At 47.2% G+C, this 17,406-nt stretch carries 8 protein-coding genes; 1 reads left to right on the top strand and 7 read right to left on the bottom strand.

Translation table 11 applies throughout. From position 1 onward, the window contains the following. Positions 1-6 precede the first annotated feature (6 nt). A complete protein-coding gene (locus BLT07_RS04725; protein ID WP_091866279.1) occupies positions 7-3,087 on the bottom strand; it encodes an efflux RND transporter permease subunit in 3,081 nt (1,026 codons plus the stop codon). Beyond that, positions 3,084-4,166, bottom strand: coding sequence for an efflux RND transporter periplasmic adaptor subunit (locus BLT07_RS04720; protein ID WP_091866277.1), 1,083 nt, complete (start codon positions 4,164-4,166; stop codon positions 3,084-3,086). The genes BLT07_RS04725 and BLT07_RS04720 overlap by 4 nt, the downstream gene beginning before the upstream one ends. A gap of 301 nt (positions 4,167-4,467) precedes the next feature. Between BLT07_RS04720 and BLT07_RS04715 the strand changes: the two genes are divergently transcribed. Continuing rightward, positions 4,468-5,628 (top strand): matrixin family metalloprotease, encoded by a 1,161-nt coding sequence (locus BLT07_RS04715; RefSeq protein ID WP_091866275.1) that lies wholly within the window; start codon positions 4,468-4,470, stop codon positions 5,626-5,628. A 16-nt stretch (positions 5,629-5,644) separates the two neighbouring features. Here the strand turns inward: BLT07_RS04715 and BLT07_RS04710 are convergent, their stop codons facing one another. From BLT07_RS04710 to BLT07_RS21310, 5 genes are read right to left on the bottom strand one after another with little or no spacing between them, the layout of a single operon-like run. Next, positions 5,645-6,958 carry an ATP-binding protein gene (locus tag BLT07_RS04710; protein ID WP_217633290.1) on the bottom strand — a complete coding sequence of 438 codons (1,314 nt, stop codon included), beginning with the start codon at positions 6,956-6,958 and terminating at the stop codon, positions 5,645-5,647. 38 nt (positions 6,959-6,996) lie between these two features. Continuing rightward, a complete protein-coding gene (locus BLT07_RS04705; protein WP_091866273.1) occupies positions 6,997-7,614 on the bottom strand; it encodes a hypothetical protein in 618 nt (205 codons plus the stop codon). A gap of 5 nt (positions 7,615-7,619) precedes the next feature. Then, on the bottom strand, positions 7,620-12,179 hold the full coding sequence (locus BLT07_RS04700; protein ID WP_091866270.1) for an eCIS core domain-containing protein: 4,560 nt from the start codon (positions 12,177-12,179) through the stop codon (positions 7,620-7,622). Next, the gene (locus tag BLT07_RS04695; protein WP_139205104.1) at positions 12,119-13,393 is read right to left on the bottom strand and encodes a contractile injection system tape measure protein; all 1,275 of its coding nucleotides are present in this window, start codon (positions 13,391-13,393) and stop codon (positions 12,119-12,121) included. The genes BLT07_RS04700 and BLT07_RS04695 overlap by 61 nt, the downstream gene beginning before the upstream one ends. Further along, a complete protein-coding gene (locus BLT07_RS21310; protein ID WP_245726449.1) occupies positions 13,393-17,406 on the bottom strand; it encodes a carboxypeptidase-like regulatory domain-containing protein in 4,014 nt (1,337 codons plus the stop codon). The genes BLT07_RS04695 and BLT07_RS21310 overlap by 1 nt, the downstream gene beginning before the upstream one ends.

Raw genomic sequence — 17,406 nt, 5'->3', positions numbered from 1 at the left:
GTCATTTCAATAGGCTTCAAGGGCTTTGAATTCAGGTCGCTGCACTTTTTCCCTGGACCACAACATATAAAGCGCAGGAATAACAAATAGGGTAAGTATCAATGAGAACATCGTTCCCCCGATAATGACAACGCCCATTCCAATACGACTGGTCGAAGCGGCACCCAAGGAAAGGGCGATCGGTAAGGCCCCAAGGGCAATGGTCAGACTGGTCATTAAAATCGGACGCAGCCGAGATTCGGAGGCTTTTAGTACGGATTCCCTTTTAGAAAGGCCCTGTTCGCGAAGTTGATTGGCGAACTCTACGATCAATATCCCATTTTTGGTTACCAGGCCTATCAGCATAATCGTACCAATCTGACTGAAGATATTCCAGGTCTGCCCGAAAAGCCATAGCGAGAACATAGCACCTGCCACGGCCATGGGTACCGTTAAAATAATGATGAAGGGATCTATAAAACTTTCGAACTGCGCGGCCAATATTAAAAAGATCAAAAGCAAAGCGAGACCGAAGGCGAACAGGGTATTTGACCCACTTTCCGTGAAATCCCTGGATTCACCGGCCAAATCCGTGGTAAAGGTATCGTCAAGTACCTTTTCTTTTATCGCTTCCATAGCCTCAATGCCATCGCCAATACTTTTCCCGGGGGCCAGATTGGCCGATACAGTAGCGGACATATAGCGGTTGTTGTGAAATAATTGAGGGGGACTACTATGCTCGGATGTTTGCACCAAATTATCGAGCTGGATTAAGAGTCCGTCTTTGCTTTTAACAAAAATGGAAGTAAGATCCAAAGGTGCGTTTCTGTCTTCTTTGGCGAACTGGCCGATAACCTGATACTGTTTTCCGTTCATCAAAAAATAGCCGAACCGCTGGCCGCTCAAAGACAACTGTAGGGTTTGCGCCACATCTAGGACAGATACACCCAGACTTTCCGCTTTTTCCCGATCGATGGAAACATAAATCTCCGGTTTATCGAATTTTAGATTCACATCGACAAAAGAAAATGTCGGATCGTTTTCGGCTTCCCTCATAAATTCAGGAATCTTTTCTTGAAGCTTTTCAAAATTGAGGGCCTGAATAATAAACTGAATAGGGGGACCACCGCGCCGGTTCACTGAAATCGTCGGTTTTTCCGAAACGTTCGATTTACCGCCTACATAGGTTTTCGACCACCGACCCAAATCCATAGCGATCTCATGCTGCGAACGCTCCCTTTCGTTTGGCTGATCAAGGGCTATAAAGGCACGGCCGCTGTTTACCGAAGAGCTTCCGAACCCTGGGGAGGTAAGAATCAAGCTGACCTTTTTTTCGGGGATTGAATCATTGATCAGTTCCGTAATATCCGTCATCAAACGATCCATATACTCGTAGGAAGATCCTTCCGGAGCACTTACATTCAATGATACGAAACTACGATCTTCGTATGGCGCCGTTTCCTTCTGCAGCAGGTTGTAAAATAGGATAATAAGGCCGATACATCCAAATAAAATAGGAAAACTCAGCCATTTCCGTTTCATAAATAGCGCTAGGGAATCCGCATAATATCGATTCATCCGCAAGAAATATTTCTCCGTAAAATGATAAAATTTGGATTGTTTTTGTTTCCCGGGACGAATCAAATAGGCGTTCAACATCGGCGTCAAGGTCAGGGATACAAAGGCGGAAACCAGCACCGCTGCACCCAAAACAACGCCGAACTCCCGAAACAGCCTGCCGACGAAACCTTCTAAAAAGATAACGGGCAGGAATACGGCGGCCAGCGTAACGGAAATGGAAATAACGGCAAAGAATATCTCATTGGATCCTTTTACCGCCGCCTCGATGGGATGCATGCCCTCCTCGACTTTTTTATAAATATTCTCGGTGACCACGATGCCGTCATCGACTACAAGCCCCGTGGCAAGAACAATGGCCAAAAGGGTCAGTACATTTATGGAAAAGCCGAACATCCACATGACAAAAAAAGTGGCGATCAACGAAACCGGTATATCGATGAGCGGACGAAGTGCCAAAGACCAGTTCCTAAAAAAGAGGAAGATGACCAAAATAACCAGTATGATGGATATCAATAGGGTTTCGGCTACTTCCGTCACCGCTTTTCTGACAAAAACCGTATCATCGATGACCACGTTGAGCTTAAAACCTTCCGGAAGATCTTTTTTCAGCTTTTCGTATTCGATATAAAAGGCATCCGCAATTTCGAGATAGTTGCTCCCCGGTTGAGGAACTACCGCAATGGCGACCATGGGCTGACCGGAATCGCTCATCTTCGTTTCCATGTTTTCGCCTTCCAAACTGGCTTTACCGATATCGCTGAGGCGCACCAGTTTTTCGCCTTGGGCCATAATGATAATATTGTTGAACCCTTCCTCGGTATTCAGGTTTCCTATGGTCTTTACCGTAAGTTCGGTATTGTCGCCCGTTAGCTTTCCGGAGGGGAGTTCGACGTTTTGCGCCAATAAAGCCCTGCGCACATCGGCAACGGTCACTCCGTAAGAAGATAGTTTCAGCGGGTCGATCCACAAACGCATAGCATACCTTCGCTGCCCCCAGATCTGCACGCTACTGACACCGGGGATGGTCTCTATTCGTTGCGCCAGCACGTTTTCGGCATAATCGGATAGTTCGAGAATGTTCTTGCCGTCGCTCTGAACGGTCATGGAAAGGATGCGTTGTGCATCGGCATCCGATTTGGAAACCACAGGCGGGGCATCGAGATCTTCGGGAAGGCTTCGAACGGCCCGAGACACCTTGTCGCGCACATCGTTGGCCGCTACCTCGAGATCTTTATCGAGATCGAACTCAATGCTGATCGAACTGGAACCCTGAACGCTCGAGGAACTAAGATTACGGATGCCATCTATCGAATTGATCGCCTTTTCCAAAGGCTCGGTAATCTGTGATTCGATAATATCGGCATTGGCGCCGGCATAATTCGTGCGGACGGATACCTGTGCGGGGTCTATGGAGGGAAATTCACGAACGCCCAAATAGGTATACCCTATAATCCCAAAAAGAATTATGGCTACGTTCATGACGATCGTAAGCACCGGACGCTTTATACTTAATGTGGATAGGTTCATTTTTCGGCGGTCATGCTTTGGGATCTGTCGAACTTAATTTTGACGGGCGTATCATTTTTCAAGGCCATTACCCCGTAAGTCAGGATGGTATCGCCAGCTTGCAAACCGGAAATCACCCTTACTGAGCTGCCCGTTCGGGCACCGATTTCTACATCTATCTCTTTTGCTTTACCGTTTTCGGAAATAAAAATCTTTTTCCCATTTTGAACCGGTATTAAGGCTTCCGTAGGCACGAGCAAGGCATCATCAACGGTTTCTAGGGGAAGAATAACGTTGGCGTAGGTGCCGGGATACAATTTCCCGTCTTGGTTTTCCGCAATGGCCCTCATTTTTAAGGTTCGGGTGGCTATCTCCACTTGGGGCTCTATGGCATATATCGTAGCACTGTGTTCCTCATCGGAATCGGAAGTCGTAAACGTAAGCTGGGTGCCTACTTTGACCTGTGAAACATACTTTTCGGGAATAGAAAACGTGATCTTCAGCTGCGTTGTATTCACCAACTTGGCGATCAACGTAAGCGGTGTAACGTAGGTGCCCTTTGAGATGGAACGCAAACCGATCGTGCCGGAAAAAGGCGCGCGGACCGTTGTTTTGGAAAGTTGGGCGCCTATCAATTCCGATTCGGCCTCTGCGGATTGGAAATCGGCACTCGCAATGTCATATTCCTCTTGGCTAATAGCCTGTTTCTCCAATAATAATTTGGCCCGTCTTTCGTTTTCAGCCGCCAGTTTTTGCGCCGTTCTCACCTTTGAAAGTTGGGCCTGGAGTTCGATATCGTTGACCCGGAAAAGTACCTGGCCCTGTTTCACTTTGCTTCCCTCTTCGAAATTGATACTTTCAACCACTCCGGAGACCTCGCTCCGCAGATCGATCTGCTCATTGGCCTCTAGTGTGCCGGATAATGAAATATTGTCCTTAAACACCTGCGGCCGGAGTACCATACCGGATACCGTAACGGCATTGCTTCCCCCTGGCCTATTTTCCGGTGTACCCACTTCTTTATTCGCTAAGATCCGATAGCCCACAAGACTGACTATCCCGATAAGCAATATAAGATACACAAGGTACTTTACTTTCATTTCTAGTTGGATCGTTAATTATGGCGCATAAAATTAAGCCTTAAACTCGATTTTAAGGATAGGTTTGTTTTAATTTAACATTGAAGTGGGTCAACGACCTAAATAGCAGGGTCAACCACCAAAAGTAGTCTCTCAACAACAAATGATGCTAGATTTTATAAATAACAAAAAAATACCATACATACAATAAATCCTACAAATCACACATAATCAAATTATAAACTATGTAAGTTCTATTATTTTTATAGGAAACAACCTAACTCCCCTTCAGAGGCAAAAATCGTCCAGTAAAAATAAGATCATGGCAAAAAAAGCAAAAACAGTTTCAGCACAGGTAACGGAGTTGGCCGAGCGCATGGAAAAATTGGAAACCGCCCAGACCAAAAAAACAAAAGCAACCGCACTTCAGGAGGGAAAAAACGGCACTATGCATTTTTGTAGCCTACCCGAAGTGCCCCAAAGACAGTTTGATCCCGATGTATCCCCGTTTCGTGAGATGCTCATACTCCTTAGCGACCGGAAATGGGTCAACGGTACAAAACTGCGCTATTTTATTTTTAACGAGGGTCCGTTCGTCGGCATTACCTCCAATGTCAACTTGGTAAAGGAAGCGTTCAAAGTATGGGAAGACGTGGGCATAGGAATCGCTTTCGAACAAGTAAACGAGATTGCAGAAGCCGAGATCCGTATCGGATTTCTAAGAGACGGCAGTTCATGGTCTTACGTAGGCCGTGACAATATTGACATTCCAGGGCAGTTCGAGCGCACCATGAATTTCGGATGGGACCTTACCCAGGATCCCCGAGGCGTCGATACCCCGGTACACGAGATCGGCCATGCCCTCGGTTTTCCGCACGAGCACCAGAACCCGAACTCCGGCATCGTTTGGGACGAGCAGGCGGTATACGACTATTTCGGCGGCCCGCCGAACAACTGGTCACACGAATCAACCTTTCACAACGTACTCCGCAAATTACCCCAGGCCGAGGTTGAAGGATCGGACTGGGACCCCAATTCCGTGATGCACTACGGCTTCGGCCCAGGACTTATTATCAGTCCCCCCGAATATGCGGGAGGCCTGACCCCAGAGCTTGGCCTGTCGAATATCGATATGGAGGAAGTAAAACGCTTCTATCCGCCAATAAAACCCGCGCAATATGAAACCTTGGAACCTTTTAACCTTAAAATGCTCTCCCTGGAACCCGCGGCGCAAAAGAACTATGACGTAAAACCGGATGCCACCCGTACCTACACCCTACAGACCTTCGGCCGATCGGACACCGTAATGGTACTGTTCGAGGAAGTCGACGGCGAACTTCGCTATCTTGCCGGCGATGACGACAGCGGTACCAGCCTGAATTCCAGAATCGAGCCACGGCTCTACCCGGACAGAAAATATGTATTGCGCATACGGATGTATTCGCAGTATTCCACTGGGGACACTGGGGTGATGATGTGGTGAGATGTGGCTTTCGCTGTTATGACAATCGCTCTTCCTTACGATATTCCCTACGAATACCTTCCGTAAGCAAGTCCGCACCCAGCATTTTTGAACCATCGGACAGTACCTGGAGGCTACAATAGTGTACAATATTTACGATATTGGAACCACTAAATCCATAGGTGTCCGCAATTTTCTTCAAGTCGATTCCCTTGTCCAGTTTTAACTGTTTGGGGATGATACTTTGCCAAAGCAGTAAACGGTGTTCGGCATCGGGAGAAGGAAAATATACAATGGACTGAAACCGGCGCGCAAAGGCCTCGTCCATATTATTTTTAAAATTGGAGGCCAAGATGACCAAGCCGGGAAAAGACTCTACTTTTTGTAATAGAAATGCGGATTCCTGATTGGCAAATTTGTCACGGGCGTCCCGAATCTCCGTACGCTTTCCGAAAAGGGCGTCCGCTTCATCAAAAAAGAGGATCCAATCTTTGTTGGCGGCCTTGTCAAAAAGGTTGGCCAAGTTTTTTTCGGTCTCCCCGATATATTTTGAAACGACCATGGAAAGATCGACCCGAAAAACAGGGCGTTGCGCTGCCTTCCCCAGTAGGCTGGCAGTAAGGGTCTTTCCCGTTCCCGGAGGACCGTGAAACAATACCCGATATCCCGGTTTCAAATGCTTTTGCAAGGCCTCGTGGCCCTGTATTGCCTCACGATGCTCGATCCAGGTCAGAAGCTCCCGTACTTGTTTCAGCGTACTCTGCGGCAAGACCAAATCTTCCCACTCCAAAGCGTTCTGTAGCTGTTCCGCAGGAAAGCTGGGGCTAAAACGGGGCAGGGAAACGGTGCCGGTGATGATTCGCTCCAACCATTCCGGGTCTAGGATAAGCCGGCCGCTCATCACCGGTTCTCCCGTCGGAACGGTTTCGAGCCTAAGAATGCTGTCGGTCGCAAACCAATGTTCGGGACCGAAGAGGCTCTGCACCGCAATTCTTTTGGCCAAGTCATTGCCCGCAATAATAAACTGGGCCGTTTCCCCAGTTGGTAGAATACCGCGATGGTTTTTCCCCCGTACGCCCCCAAAAGCCGGAAACTGATTTCCGTCTGGGAAATGTTCTTTTAGGATGTTGTCGAAGAAATCGGTTTGGATATGGGGGGCAAGGGCAAGACTAAGGGTTGTGACTTCCTGAAAATCCGGATTGTAATTTTCAAAAAATAAATCCAAAGGTATATACCCTTTGGGTATGGAAAGGTCAGGCGGTTGTACATCATTTTTTTTTTCAAGTAGTATCTCAAGTCTGGCTTCGATTAATGTTTTAAGGTGTGCCAATAACAGAGAAAAAACATTCACTGGTAATTGTTTATTAGTCACATCGCCTATCATTTTAGTCATTTTCTTATTCGGGCAGCTATTGACCCTTTTGTTTCTAAAAGCATACTAAAATATTCAGAACTTGTAACTGGGGAGGACGAAAAAAAATCGGCCTCATGGTCTTCTAAAAATAACACTATTGGTTGCGCAGTCTTAGTGGGCCAATACAAAGCCGATGAATAGAAAATATCATACACATCGAATAGCAAAGATCGTTTTTTTACACTCAAGCTATTGGTCTTTCGACCCAAAAATTCTACTGAAAAATCAACCTCATTTTCGAACCACCATTTAAATTTAGCCGCTTGGCCAAATAATTCCGACAAAGGGAGAATTTGTATTATTCCATCATAGTAGTAATACTCTTTTTTCCATTTCCACCAGTCCTCAGTATATTTCCAATCCAATTTCAGTTGTTCATAAGAGCTGTTTTCTTTTGATATCCAACACACCTGAAGACCGTTACTAGCTTGATAAAAAGAAATTAAATCCTTTGTTAATCTGCGAACGTTATATTTACATAAATCATCGATTTCATCTATATCGAGCCCTTTAAAGGTCTGAAAATGCAGTAATTCAATGGTAGGGTCCTGTTTAATTGCCTCTTTTAGATTTGCGATGAAATGATTTGCCATTTGTTCTAGTTAAATGTAAACATTTGCGAAGATTCAAATTGACTCATCGCGGTTAGGATTTGCGTTTTATACGAACCATCGCTTAAGTTTTGCTGTAAGATAGTTTGTAGTTGTTCATTACTAGTGTACCCACCTCCTGGTATATTATCTTTGAGCGTTGTTAAAATATTTATTGATAATGGGGTCAAATTGCTAACAGTATTCCACATTAACATATCATCGGTTAAAATCGAATTGATTGCTATTTTCAAAGGTTCAGGAAATCCAGGAGAATCCCTGAATTCGGAAATTTCCTTATCAGAATCTTCTACCCAATCACCATTTTCATATTTCATTCCACCTCCGACCGCACTGAACTCTTGCACAAAAAGGGGATTATCGGAATAATAGGTAGCCATCCCCAAGAACCATACTGGAACCTCCGTATCGTGGTAATTCTTCATAGGCGTCTCAAAACTTCGGTAGTTGTTGTTCACATATCTTGGGGTGGGGATTAAATTAGAATCACGGCCCGCCCCGCCAATATTATGATTAAATATATGAAACCTAACCCAGGTAGCTCCAGCATTTAAACCAAAATTCGAGATGACCTCCCACGCATCGGCAAGAGTGCCAGCTCCAGGGGTGCTACCATCAGGATGGTTTCCCGCCACAACCTTTTTTACTTCTACAGTGTCGGCCGTGCTATTTGGAAATCCGTCGGGGGTAACTTCCCAGGTCTCTGGTAACGGAGGTTCCTCAGTAGCTTGTATCGCATCGGCCAGATTGTTCGCCAAAACATGTTCCTGCGCTTCTAGTTCATTATCTGCGTTTTCGGCCGCTTCTACTTCTCCTTCTTGAGGTTGCTCATCTTGTGCATTTTGAATCGCTTCTTGGGCTTCAGTTGAATTATCTATAACAGCTTGTAAAGAAGTTTGCGCTTCATCAACTTTTTCTGGTGCATCTTCTTCCGTTCCATTCTCTGCCTTAACATCCAATTCTTTTAATACTGTATCCACCTCTGTCACATTACTGGCCATCATTACTTTAGGACTACTTCCATCCGTGTCGATCCAAAGACGATGATGTTCTCCCAGTGCATTGAACTGCACTACTTCCCCTACCTCCGTATCCTCCAACTCCGCAGCCGCTTCCTCCTCCGCCTCTGGGTCGGCATCTTCACTAATTCCCAAGGCCGACAAAAGATTCCGTGCTTGGGTTGCCAAAAAACCGATGACCGTATCCAAGATACCTTCTACCCAATCTTGTAACCCCTTGACCATTTCGGCCACTTTCTCCGGCAGATCTCCAAGACCCATAAAGCTGGCTACAAAATCGATTACGGGAACCAGTAATTGTTTCAACGCACTTTCGACCGCTGTCGCCATTCCTGCAATGTTGCCGGCAATGATGTCTGCAATGCCATTGACCACAGTTTCCACCAAAGTAAAAATCCGAGCCGCATTTTCGAATATCCATTTCAAGACTTTGTAAATGGCCTCAATGGCTTGAGCAATGGCACCTACGGGATTAAAAAGGGCCACAATGCGTATGGTCGCTTGGGTGACTAAAGTTTCAATGACAAAGTTAACGGCCATTTCGATGACCTGATCCAAGATTTGCCTTGGATCGAGCTTTTCCTTAATCAATTCAAAGACGCCCTGAGGTCCCAGTTCGATCAGATCGCTTATAATTTCATAAGCCTGTTCTAACAAGGCAACATTTTCTTCCCCTATATGTCTTGCCAGTAGCATTCGAATCCGTTCCCAGGTAATTCCCATCAATTGAAGAAAGAAGGTGATGATACTTTTTAGGGAGAAATCCGGAGGTATTTCTACCCCGACAGCACCCAGGCCGGAAAAAATCCAGCTGATAAAGCCCTCGAACAAGTGATTGAAGAAATTATCGAAGAATTTCTGAAAACCGGCCCCAATGGCGGCAAGAAGGTTCGATGCAAAACCCAGCGGATCATTGGCAATATCGGAAATGACCTGTTCAATACGGGCAATCAACGCCCAAAAAGCAGCAGGTTCTATACCTACCAATCGCAATAAGCCATTGATAATCGCCCGAATCGGATCTTCCAAAAATTCGATTATGGCATCAGCGATTTTACCCAATAGGCCTTTTGCCGCCTCCCTTAGCGCATGTACTTTTTCCCGCACTTCCTGAACGGCCTGCGAAGCACGATTGGCCAGATCACGGTTAAAGTGCTGTTGGGTATTGGTGACTTCTTCCCGTAACCCGTCTAAACGACCTTGAAAACGCAGTTTTTCGGTTTCGGCCCATTCCCTTAATTCTTCCGGGGCATTATCGAAAAGCGAGTTGATGGCAGTATTGGCCAAAGTGATAATTTCTTCACAGGTAACTACAATGCCATTCACATAGATTGAAATCTCCCTGATAAGCGCACAAATAGCATCGCCAAAGGTTTCTTCGGCATCATTGTAGTTATCGGTCACCCAATCCGGCAAGCCGGTAAGATCGTCCCATAGCTCTGTAATACCGCCACCAAAACCTGAGTGCCTGTCGTCTACCCACCGCTGTACCCGCGCCAAATGTTGTTCAAACTCTGTGGCGATTCTTGTCTTACCCGTTTCCCACATGTTCATGGCCGTCTCCGTCAGTGGGGTCAACAAATCGTTCACCTGTTGCTGGGCGCCTGTAAATAGTTCCTCTGCCCTGATTCCCAAGGCATCGCGCTGATCGGTTTCACTTTCGACCATGTCTGTTTGCTGGGTACCGGAATCACGCACACTGCCTGCCCTAGCATTCTCCAAGGCCAGTAATGCCCTTTGCTGAAGGGCTTCCATATCGGTACGGGCATTGCCCAAAGCTTCCTCTTGTTCCAAGAGTACCAAAGCGGGATCTTCCGCAGCCGTTTCCTCCAGCTCCCCGTGAACCGCCCGCGCTTCCGCTATCGGACCATCTGGAATCACTTCGGTTACAGGGGTTATCATTCCGGCTTGCTGCATCTGTTCAGCAGAAGCGGCTACATCCGCTTCCAAAGAAACCTCATCTTCGGTAAGGGGATCCGGGGCAGCGCCTTGGGCATTGATATTCGGTTCCCCTACCTCTTCAGGGGGCAGTTCAACAGTATCGCCTATTTGCTCGGTTTCGCCGGTAGGGGATTCATCCAATTCGTCGTATTCACTATCTACACGATCCACATCGGAATCAATGTTTTCATTCAGTTGGCTCCCCGCCTCATTTGCGGCCTCTTCCGGATCTGCCTGTAAGAGCGAATCTTCATCGGGTGGACGTTTCTCACGGATGACCCGTCGGATGTTATCACATAGTTCCTCGATTTCAGGGCTCGGCGCCACTCGCTGGTTCAATGCAGCGGTCAACTGCCCACTTGCCCTACCCTCTGTTTCCGAAATTGGTTCGGTGACCCCGCCCCGGGCCTCATCGGCAAGTTCACTGGCCGGCGGCAATTCCGCATTGTTCGAGGCCGCGGTACCCGCATTGTTCTGTGCCCGATTCAACCTGCTTTGAGCTTCCGGATTCAAGCTTTCGGGAGGAGGTGGCATTATGGGTTCCAATTCGATTTGGGTCGGCAAGGGCCCACCTTCGGCGGCCGGCACGTTCTCCAAACCGGCTTCGGGAGAAGATGCAGGCGCCACTTCAGAATCGGGTACGGGCACTAGGGCGGTAGGAGACTCGGCAGTGGCAATATCAACGGTAGCAGCGTGGCCATTTACAGTACTGGCATCCGGGTCGACCCTTCTTTTCACAGCTGCTCCTTGCTGCATTACATGCGTAAGTTCGTGAGCGAGTAAATGCTTTCCAGAGGAGGTATGAGGTTCGTATTTTCCCCGGGCAAATACAATATGGGAACCATAGGTATACGCTTGTGCCGAGATGGACTTTGCCGACGTTTGGGCCTTATCGTCATTGTGTATCCGGACACTGGAAAAATCGGTGCCGAAACTGTTTTCCATGGTGCCCTGGGTACCCTTGTCCATGATTTGACCCGACGAGGATACCACTTCCGACACGATAGAAGGTGCTGTTGTACCCCCATGATGGGTTGACCAATTTTCAGAACGCTGCACCGGTTCTTCCTCTACACGCTGTAACTCACCTTCTTTGTCTTCTTCCCCCTTGCGCTGTACCTCGTTTTCTTCCTCTTTACGCTGAACTTCCTCCTCCTCTTTACGCTGAACCTTTTCCTCTTCTTCATCCTCCGTACGCTGAACAGTTTCCTCCTCCTCTTCCATACGTTGCAAGGTTTCCTCCTCCTCTTCTTCCGAACGCTGGATTTTTTCTTCCTCTTCTTCCTCCTGCAAACGCACACGCTTGCCTTCCTCCATTTGAGTGTTGGCGGATCCAGCCATTACGCGATTGGCCATGGTATCCGCTTCCTGTTCAAAAGGGTCTCCCGGAGTATTTACGGTAAGCTTCGTCTGTACTGTGGGTGGAATGAACATGGTCGCTACCGCCCCATCTTGATCTCCATGCCTATGGGCATCTAAATGGGTATGATGTGTCGTTTTATCCGCGGTAGTTTTCATCCCTATACTTAAATATTCATCCGTATACAGGTCTTCATCCAAGGTAGTTGGATGTAGCTCATTTGCCATGGCAGTTGACCCATCAGCATATCGTAAGGTGCCTTTTCGAGTTCCAGCAGCCAACCTTCTTTAATGGGAGTAAGTCTTCCCGGCCGTTGTAAAAAACTTTCCCTAAAACCCTTTATCGATACATTACCAAGTGCTGACCAGTGCCCGATGGCGGCCTGTATCATTTCAGTCCCGCTTTCTAGCTGGTTCTTGGAAACAGGCTCAAGCTTTAATGGGGTATCCATGGAAAGCCCTAAGAGTACTTTGGATAAAACCAACTGCCATTCCGATTCGGGAGGTGTGCCAGTAACCAAACTATGCAAAACGCAGGCGGCTTTATCTGGCCGAAGTATCGCCTTTTCCCGAACGAGTTCTAGACTTTCTAAAAATCGCGCTATGAACGGATGCAAAAAGATAAGACCGGCATGATTCAAATAAATCGCCCGGTCCTTAGTTTCCGATTGCCCTTCCTCTCTTTCTTCGGACTTTTCCCCGATATCGAACGCTTCGGGATTATCGGGCATCCCCGATATTTCTTTATGCGAAACGCTTTTTAATAGTTGCCGCCAATAGTCTTTCACGGTTGCCGGGCTTCTTTTTTGCATCTTCCCGTATCGCTGTAGCCCATCGGGATAATCAGCTCCTTTTTTTTCGGGAATGGTCTTCCGAATCGCTTCATAAAGTTGCCACTGCTGTGGTGTTTCAAAGTAAAGGAGGAAGCGTTCCAGCGCCTTTTCGTTGGATAGAAACAAGTGTTGCAGTTGCCTCACGAAGGTTGGGTTCGCCACCAAGCTTTTGTCAAATGCTTCGTGAACATCCATTATGGAAGTGGTATGCGGACTGTTCCATGACAAGGTTCCGGTCTTCAGATAATGGAGTATCAAATCCGTATTGCCAAGGGTTTCCGCTGGTAAACGCAGCTTGGTGTTTTCAGATTTGGACGAAGTTTTCCTAACGGCCGCTTTTATCAAGCCAGGTAATCGGAGCTTGATGGTTTCCTCCAGTTCCGACAGGTCATTTATGTCAACTTCCAAGGTCAACCGATCCATACGCCAAATCTCATTGTCGGGTATTACCGCACTGAAGCTATCATTGAAGAGGGCGGGCAACGAATCATTTGCCAAATCCGACAACCGCTCCAAAAGTATTTGATGATTTCCCTGCCCGCCCCTCGTTTCCTTTTCGAGAATGACCGTAGTTCTTAACACGATATGGGGTTGTGGACTTTGCATCATTAGATGATTATATCGATACGCACATCGCGAACGTCAATTGCCGCGCAGGTAGTATCGGGATCTACGACAATTACCTTGGCTTCATAAGTGGTGTTGCCCATTATCGCCGATTCCATGGTAGTGCCAAGGAACAGGGCCGGAATGCCGTGTTCCAATATCCAAAGTGTGGGAAGGTCTTCTGATGGTTTCGTGCCTAAAAAAACCTGGTCCCCATTAGTTTCAAAAGTTAGGGTCGTTTCTTTTGGTTCCTTACATAAAGGAATTTCTTTACTGTCAGGATTGCAGCGGTCTCTTCGCATAACATCGAATGCGGGCAGGACGCCTTTATTGGATTGTGGCTTTTCTATATTTTCTATATTCTCTGTAAAGGTCGTTCCCAACTGGTTGTAGCTGAAAACCCTTGTATACGAAGGCTTAAAATTTCCGCTATCTGTCGTAAACCGGACTTCAAGGCTAAATTCAAAACGATGACATTCAAAATGCGCTATGCGTAATGTGGATACATTCGGTGAACTATCTTGGACCAAGGTGAGCCTCAGCGGAGTCTCGTCAATACCCAACTTATCCCCTAATTCTTTACGGATAAAATCGTTGGCCTTGGATATAGCGCTGTTCCAGTACAACAAAAAATTATTGGTGATAATATCCCTATCGGGATTTAAGATTTCCGTCAATTGGCCGGTATCTAAGGGAAGGGTATCACCATTCTCGAGGAATAACTCAAAATTGGTTACGATCAGCTGCACATCATGGTATACCAAGTTTGCGTTGCTATTGCGTTGCATCCAAAAAGGATATCTTGGTTCCCTGGTAATCCCGTTACATGGAAGGCCGCAAGGTTCAGGGCAGTTTACGGGCTCGACCGTAATCAGTTGCTCACAAGCGGGGTCATTACTGTCTGTAACCCGCACTTCGGCACCTTGATTACTGGGTAAAGTAAGTGTTCCATTTTGACCGGCCTGAACAGTGGAAGTCGTATTTTCGGTAAGCAGTGTATAGGGGGGCCTTCCACCGCTGATGGTAAATTCCACGGTAAACTCAGTGCCCTGCGGATTGCATTCCCCCGGGCCCAATTGGCTTACCACAAAGGGTGGCGTCAACTGTACGGTTCTGCGAACCGATACAGTTCCCTCCGCATCGCGTATTTGTATCTGCGCCCCGTCGAACATGAAAATGGCATCTTCCCCAAGGGCTATCCATTTCTGACCGCTGTCCGTACTATACTCATAAGGGGCGGTTCCGCCGTTTGCGGTGATAAGCACAAGCCCCCCTCCTTTAGCGTCGGTACAACCCTGCTGTTCCCAGATGAAAGTGGGCGGTGCCTTGGGCAATACAAACTGTATCGGGGCACAATCGGAACAGCAGAGATAAGGCAGGTAGAAATCTGCGATAACGACACCCACACCTATGTCATTAAAACGACCTGTCGAACCTGTTTCAGATTGGTCGGAACCCATGTCGATCCGTAAGGGAGATGTGCTGGAGGTAACCCATACTAGTCGATCTGGAAATCCTATATACGATATCCTAAGCCGGGCCGGTAAACTAACCCTAAACAGGACAAAATTACCGTCAAAGTCCGTCATCGTGCCCGTTGAGGTGCCCACAACTACAATATTGACGCCCGGTAAGGGGCCACTTTCATCAATAACTTGTCCCCTAACGGTAAAGAAACCCGGTAACCTGGGCATAGCATCCTGTTGATCTTCGCCATGGTATACCATGACAAACGTACCCCCCAAAGGCACCCCTGCCTTATGCTGTAATCCATCATGCTTGCGTGCAAAATTCGATAAGAGCAACCGTTCCTTCAAATTTCCTACCCGTCTTTCATATTCACTTTTGATCTGCTGAAAGGTTTCCAGCTTGCAGGCATAAAGAAAATGGTCCAGTTGATCTTGAAGTTCCTCAAGATCTAGGTTGGCGTTGTTTTCACCCTTGTCCGCATCATTGGTGATAAAAATCAGGTTTCTATTGACCGGTTCGATCGAGCTGCGCAACGGGCCGTAAATATTCCGGAAATCATCAAAACGAAAGGAACTCAAAGTTTCGGAGAGGGATAACCATAGATTATTCAGTCTTGGAATGATTCCAATAACATAGTTCACATAGGCCGGCACTAAGAAAAAGTTGCTAAAAATGGGTGATATCGCAAACGAATTGAGACGGTTTTCGTAAAATTCCCCCAAGGTATCGGTATAATATCGGAACTCGGGCGCACAACGCCGCAAAGCGGTCAACCTCGGGGCCTGTTGCACCCTGGTCCTGGGTGTGCTATCCGGCGGATAGGGTAGGTTGTACAGATGTTTCAGAAGTTCACAGATTTGGCAAAGCAGCTCTTCCCGAAAGGCAGCATATAGCGCTTCCAAATCTTGAAAGTGACAGCCTTCGACCTCGGCCGGCATCGGAATATTGTCTTCGTTATACCCAGTTTTTACCGCTACCAAATCAATAGGAAGCCTGTTCACCTCTTTTTGATGGATCAGATCTTCGAGTACGTCTTGATAGTTTCTACCGATATGGCCCTCGATCCGAAGAAAGCTATATGGCTCTAAATCATAGGCAAGCGGAAACCTTACGAACGGAACTCCCAAATCCCAACTTGGGGAGCGGAAGCCCAGATTTTCATTGGCCTTTCCCTGTCTGTTCAAATGAAAATTCCAATATTCATAGAGTGGAACGGGACGATAGTGGTAGGGTATCGCTTTTTGGGACAGTGGTTTGCCTAAATGGCTCGGCGTAATTCGAATGGGTCTATTAAAATTGTTAGCCCTTAGAAAGTCCATACCAAATCTACGGTTAGAACCATCTCCGAGAACCAGGTTCAGATTGGGCGGCAGTTCCAAAACAAGAATCAGTTCTACCAGACGTCGGAACAACAACCGGAGTTCTTCCATCTCGCCATTTTGACTGGAATGGATAGGGGAAGGGACAAAAGTATGCCGATAGGCGTAATCTACGGGATTTACCCCGACATTTCCCAACATCAGATGTCTTGGGAACAATCGTTTATCGGGGCAACATAGCCCTAACACATCCATTCCCTTTAGTCGGAACTCGTCGTAAGCTTGAATAACTGTATCCAAATGATCGTAATAGTATTGATACCACAGATATAGATTGTTGGTTACTATGCTTCCGTCGTGGAGAAAGGCCCATGAACCCTCCAAATTCAGGAATGGATTCGTCGGAAAAGCGGGCAACAAGGGTTGAAAGGCGGTATACGCTTCATTCAGGGCAGTGGTTACGGAGTTGACCAAGGCTGCGTTCAATGTGCTTTGAAAAGCCGTTAAGACAGAGGTAGTGCTCCCTAGGATAGTGGCGGAGACATCGTACCGCGGAAGTTTTAGGGTAGGCAATCCATACCGTGCATTGGTGGAATTGGCAATGGTAAAATAGGCTTGGGCTTCGGGTCCCAAAGCCTCAATACGGGCTTGCAACAAGTCAATATCGCTTCTTCGTATCAACAGGGGCCTGACGCTGGCGGTGACCGTAGTGCCTTTATCGTTGCACGAATTAGGCGTACAATTACGGTTACTTTCCGCTAAACACTCCAAAAACAACACCAGTATTTTCTCATCATCGCTACCTATAGGCTGGTTATTTCCGGTCAAAAAATCAGAAGATAACCTAGTTGCGGTGGCATCATCGTTTCGGTCAGCGATCAGTTCCCACATGGGAAAAGCTTGAGGTGGTTCGGTCGCCCGATTTTCAAATTCGCGATACGGCAGTTCGACAGGTACCCCATAAGGTCGAACCCATTCCAAGGGCGCTGCATCTTCCCATACGACCATGTACCCGGCCGAGGTAACGCCGCAACCCTTACTAATGCGCATGCTGTCTCCCGAGACAGCTATCGACGGCTCTAGACCACAGACAATTCCGATACCGATCAGATTGGTACGGGTCAAGCGGTCTTGCTCGTCAAGATATTTAAATAAATCGTTCAGGTGCGCACTTGACAGCACTTGATTTGCTTCAAAATTGGGATAGGAAATTTGTTCAGGTATCAT

Origin of the sequence: Pricia antarctica, assembly GCF_900101815.1 — a bacterium.
Classification (GTDB): domain Bacteria; phylum Bacteroidota; class Bacteroidia; order Flavobacteriales; family Flavobacteriaceae; genus Pricia; species Pricia antarctica.
This window is presented reverse-complemented; position numbering and strand designations above follow the sequence as displayed.

What these genes read in the sequence shown, in the direction of transcription:
- BLT07_RS04725 (WP_091866279.1), bottom strand. Translation starts at nt 3,087, where the DNA reads ATGAACCTATCCACATTAAGTATAAAGCGTCCGGTGCTTACGATCGTC.
- BLT07_RS21310 (WP_245726449.1), bottom strand. Translation starts at nt 17,406, where the DNA reads ATGATACCTGAACAAATTTCCTATCCCAATTTTGAAGCAAATCAAGTG.
- BLT07_RS04720 (WP_091866277.1), bottom strand. Translation starts at nt 4,166, where the DNA reads ATGAAAGTAAAGTACCTTGTGTATCTTATATTGCTTATCGGGATAGTC.
- BLT07_RS04705 (WP_091866273.1), bottom strand. Translation starts at nt 7,614, where the DNA reads ATGGCAAATCATTTCATCGCAAATCTAAAAGAGGCAATTAAACAGGAC.
- BLT07_RS04695 (WP_139205104.1), bottom strand. Translation starts at nt 13,393, where the DNA reads ATGATGCAAAGTCCACAACCCCATATCGTGTTAAGAACTACGGTCATT.
- BLT07_RS04700 (WP_091866270.1), bottom strand. Translation starts at nt 12,179, where the DNA reads ATGGCAAATGAGCTACATCCAACTACCTTGGATGAAGACCTGTATACG.
- BLT07_RS04715 (WP_091866275.1), top strand. Translation starts at nt 4,468, where the DNA reads ATGGCAAAAAAAGCAAAAACAGTTTCAGCACAGGTAACGGAGTTGGCC.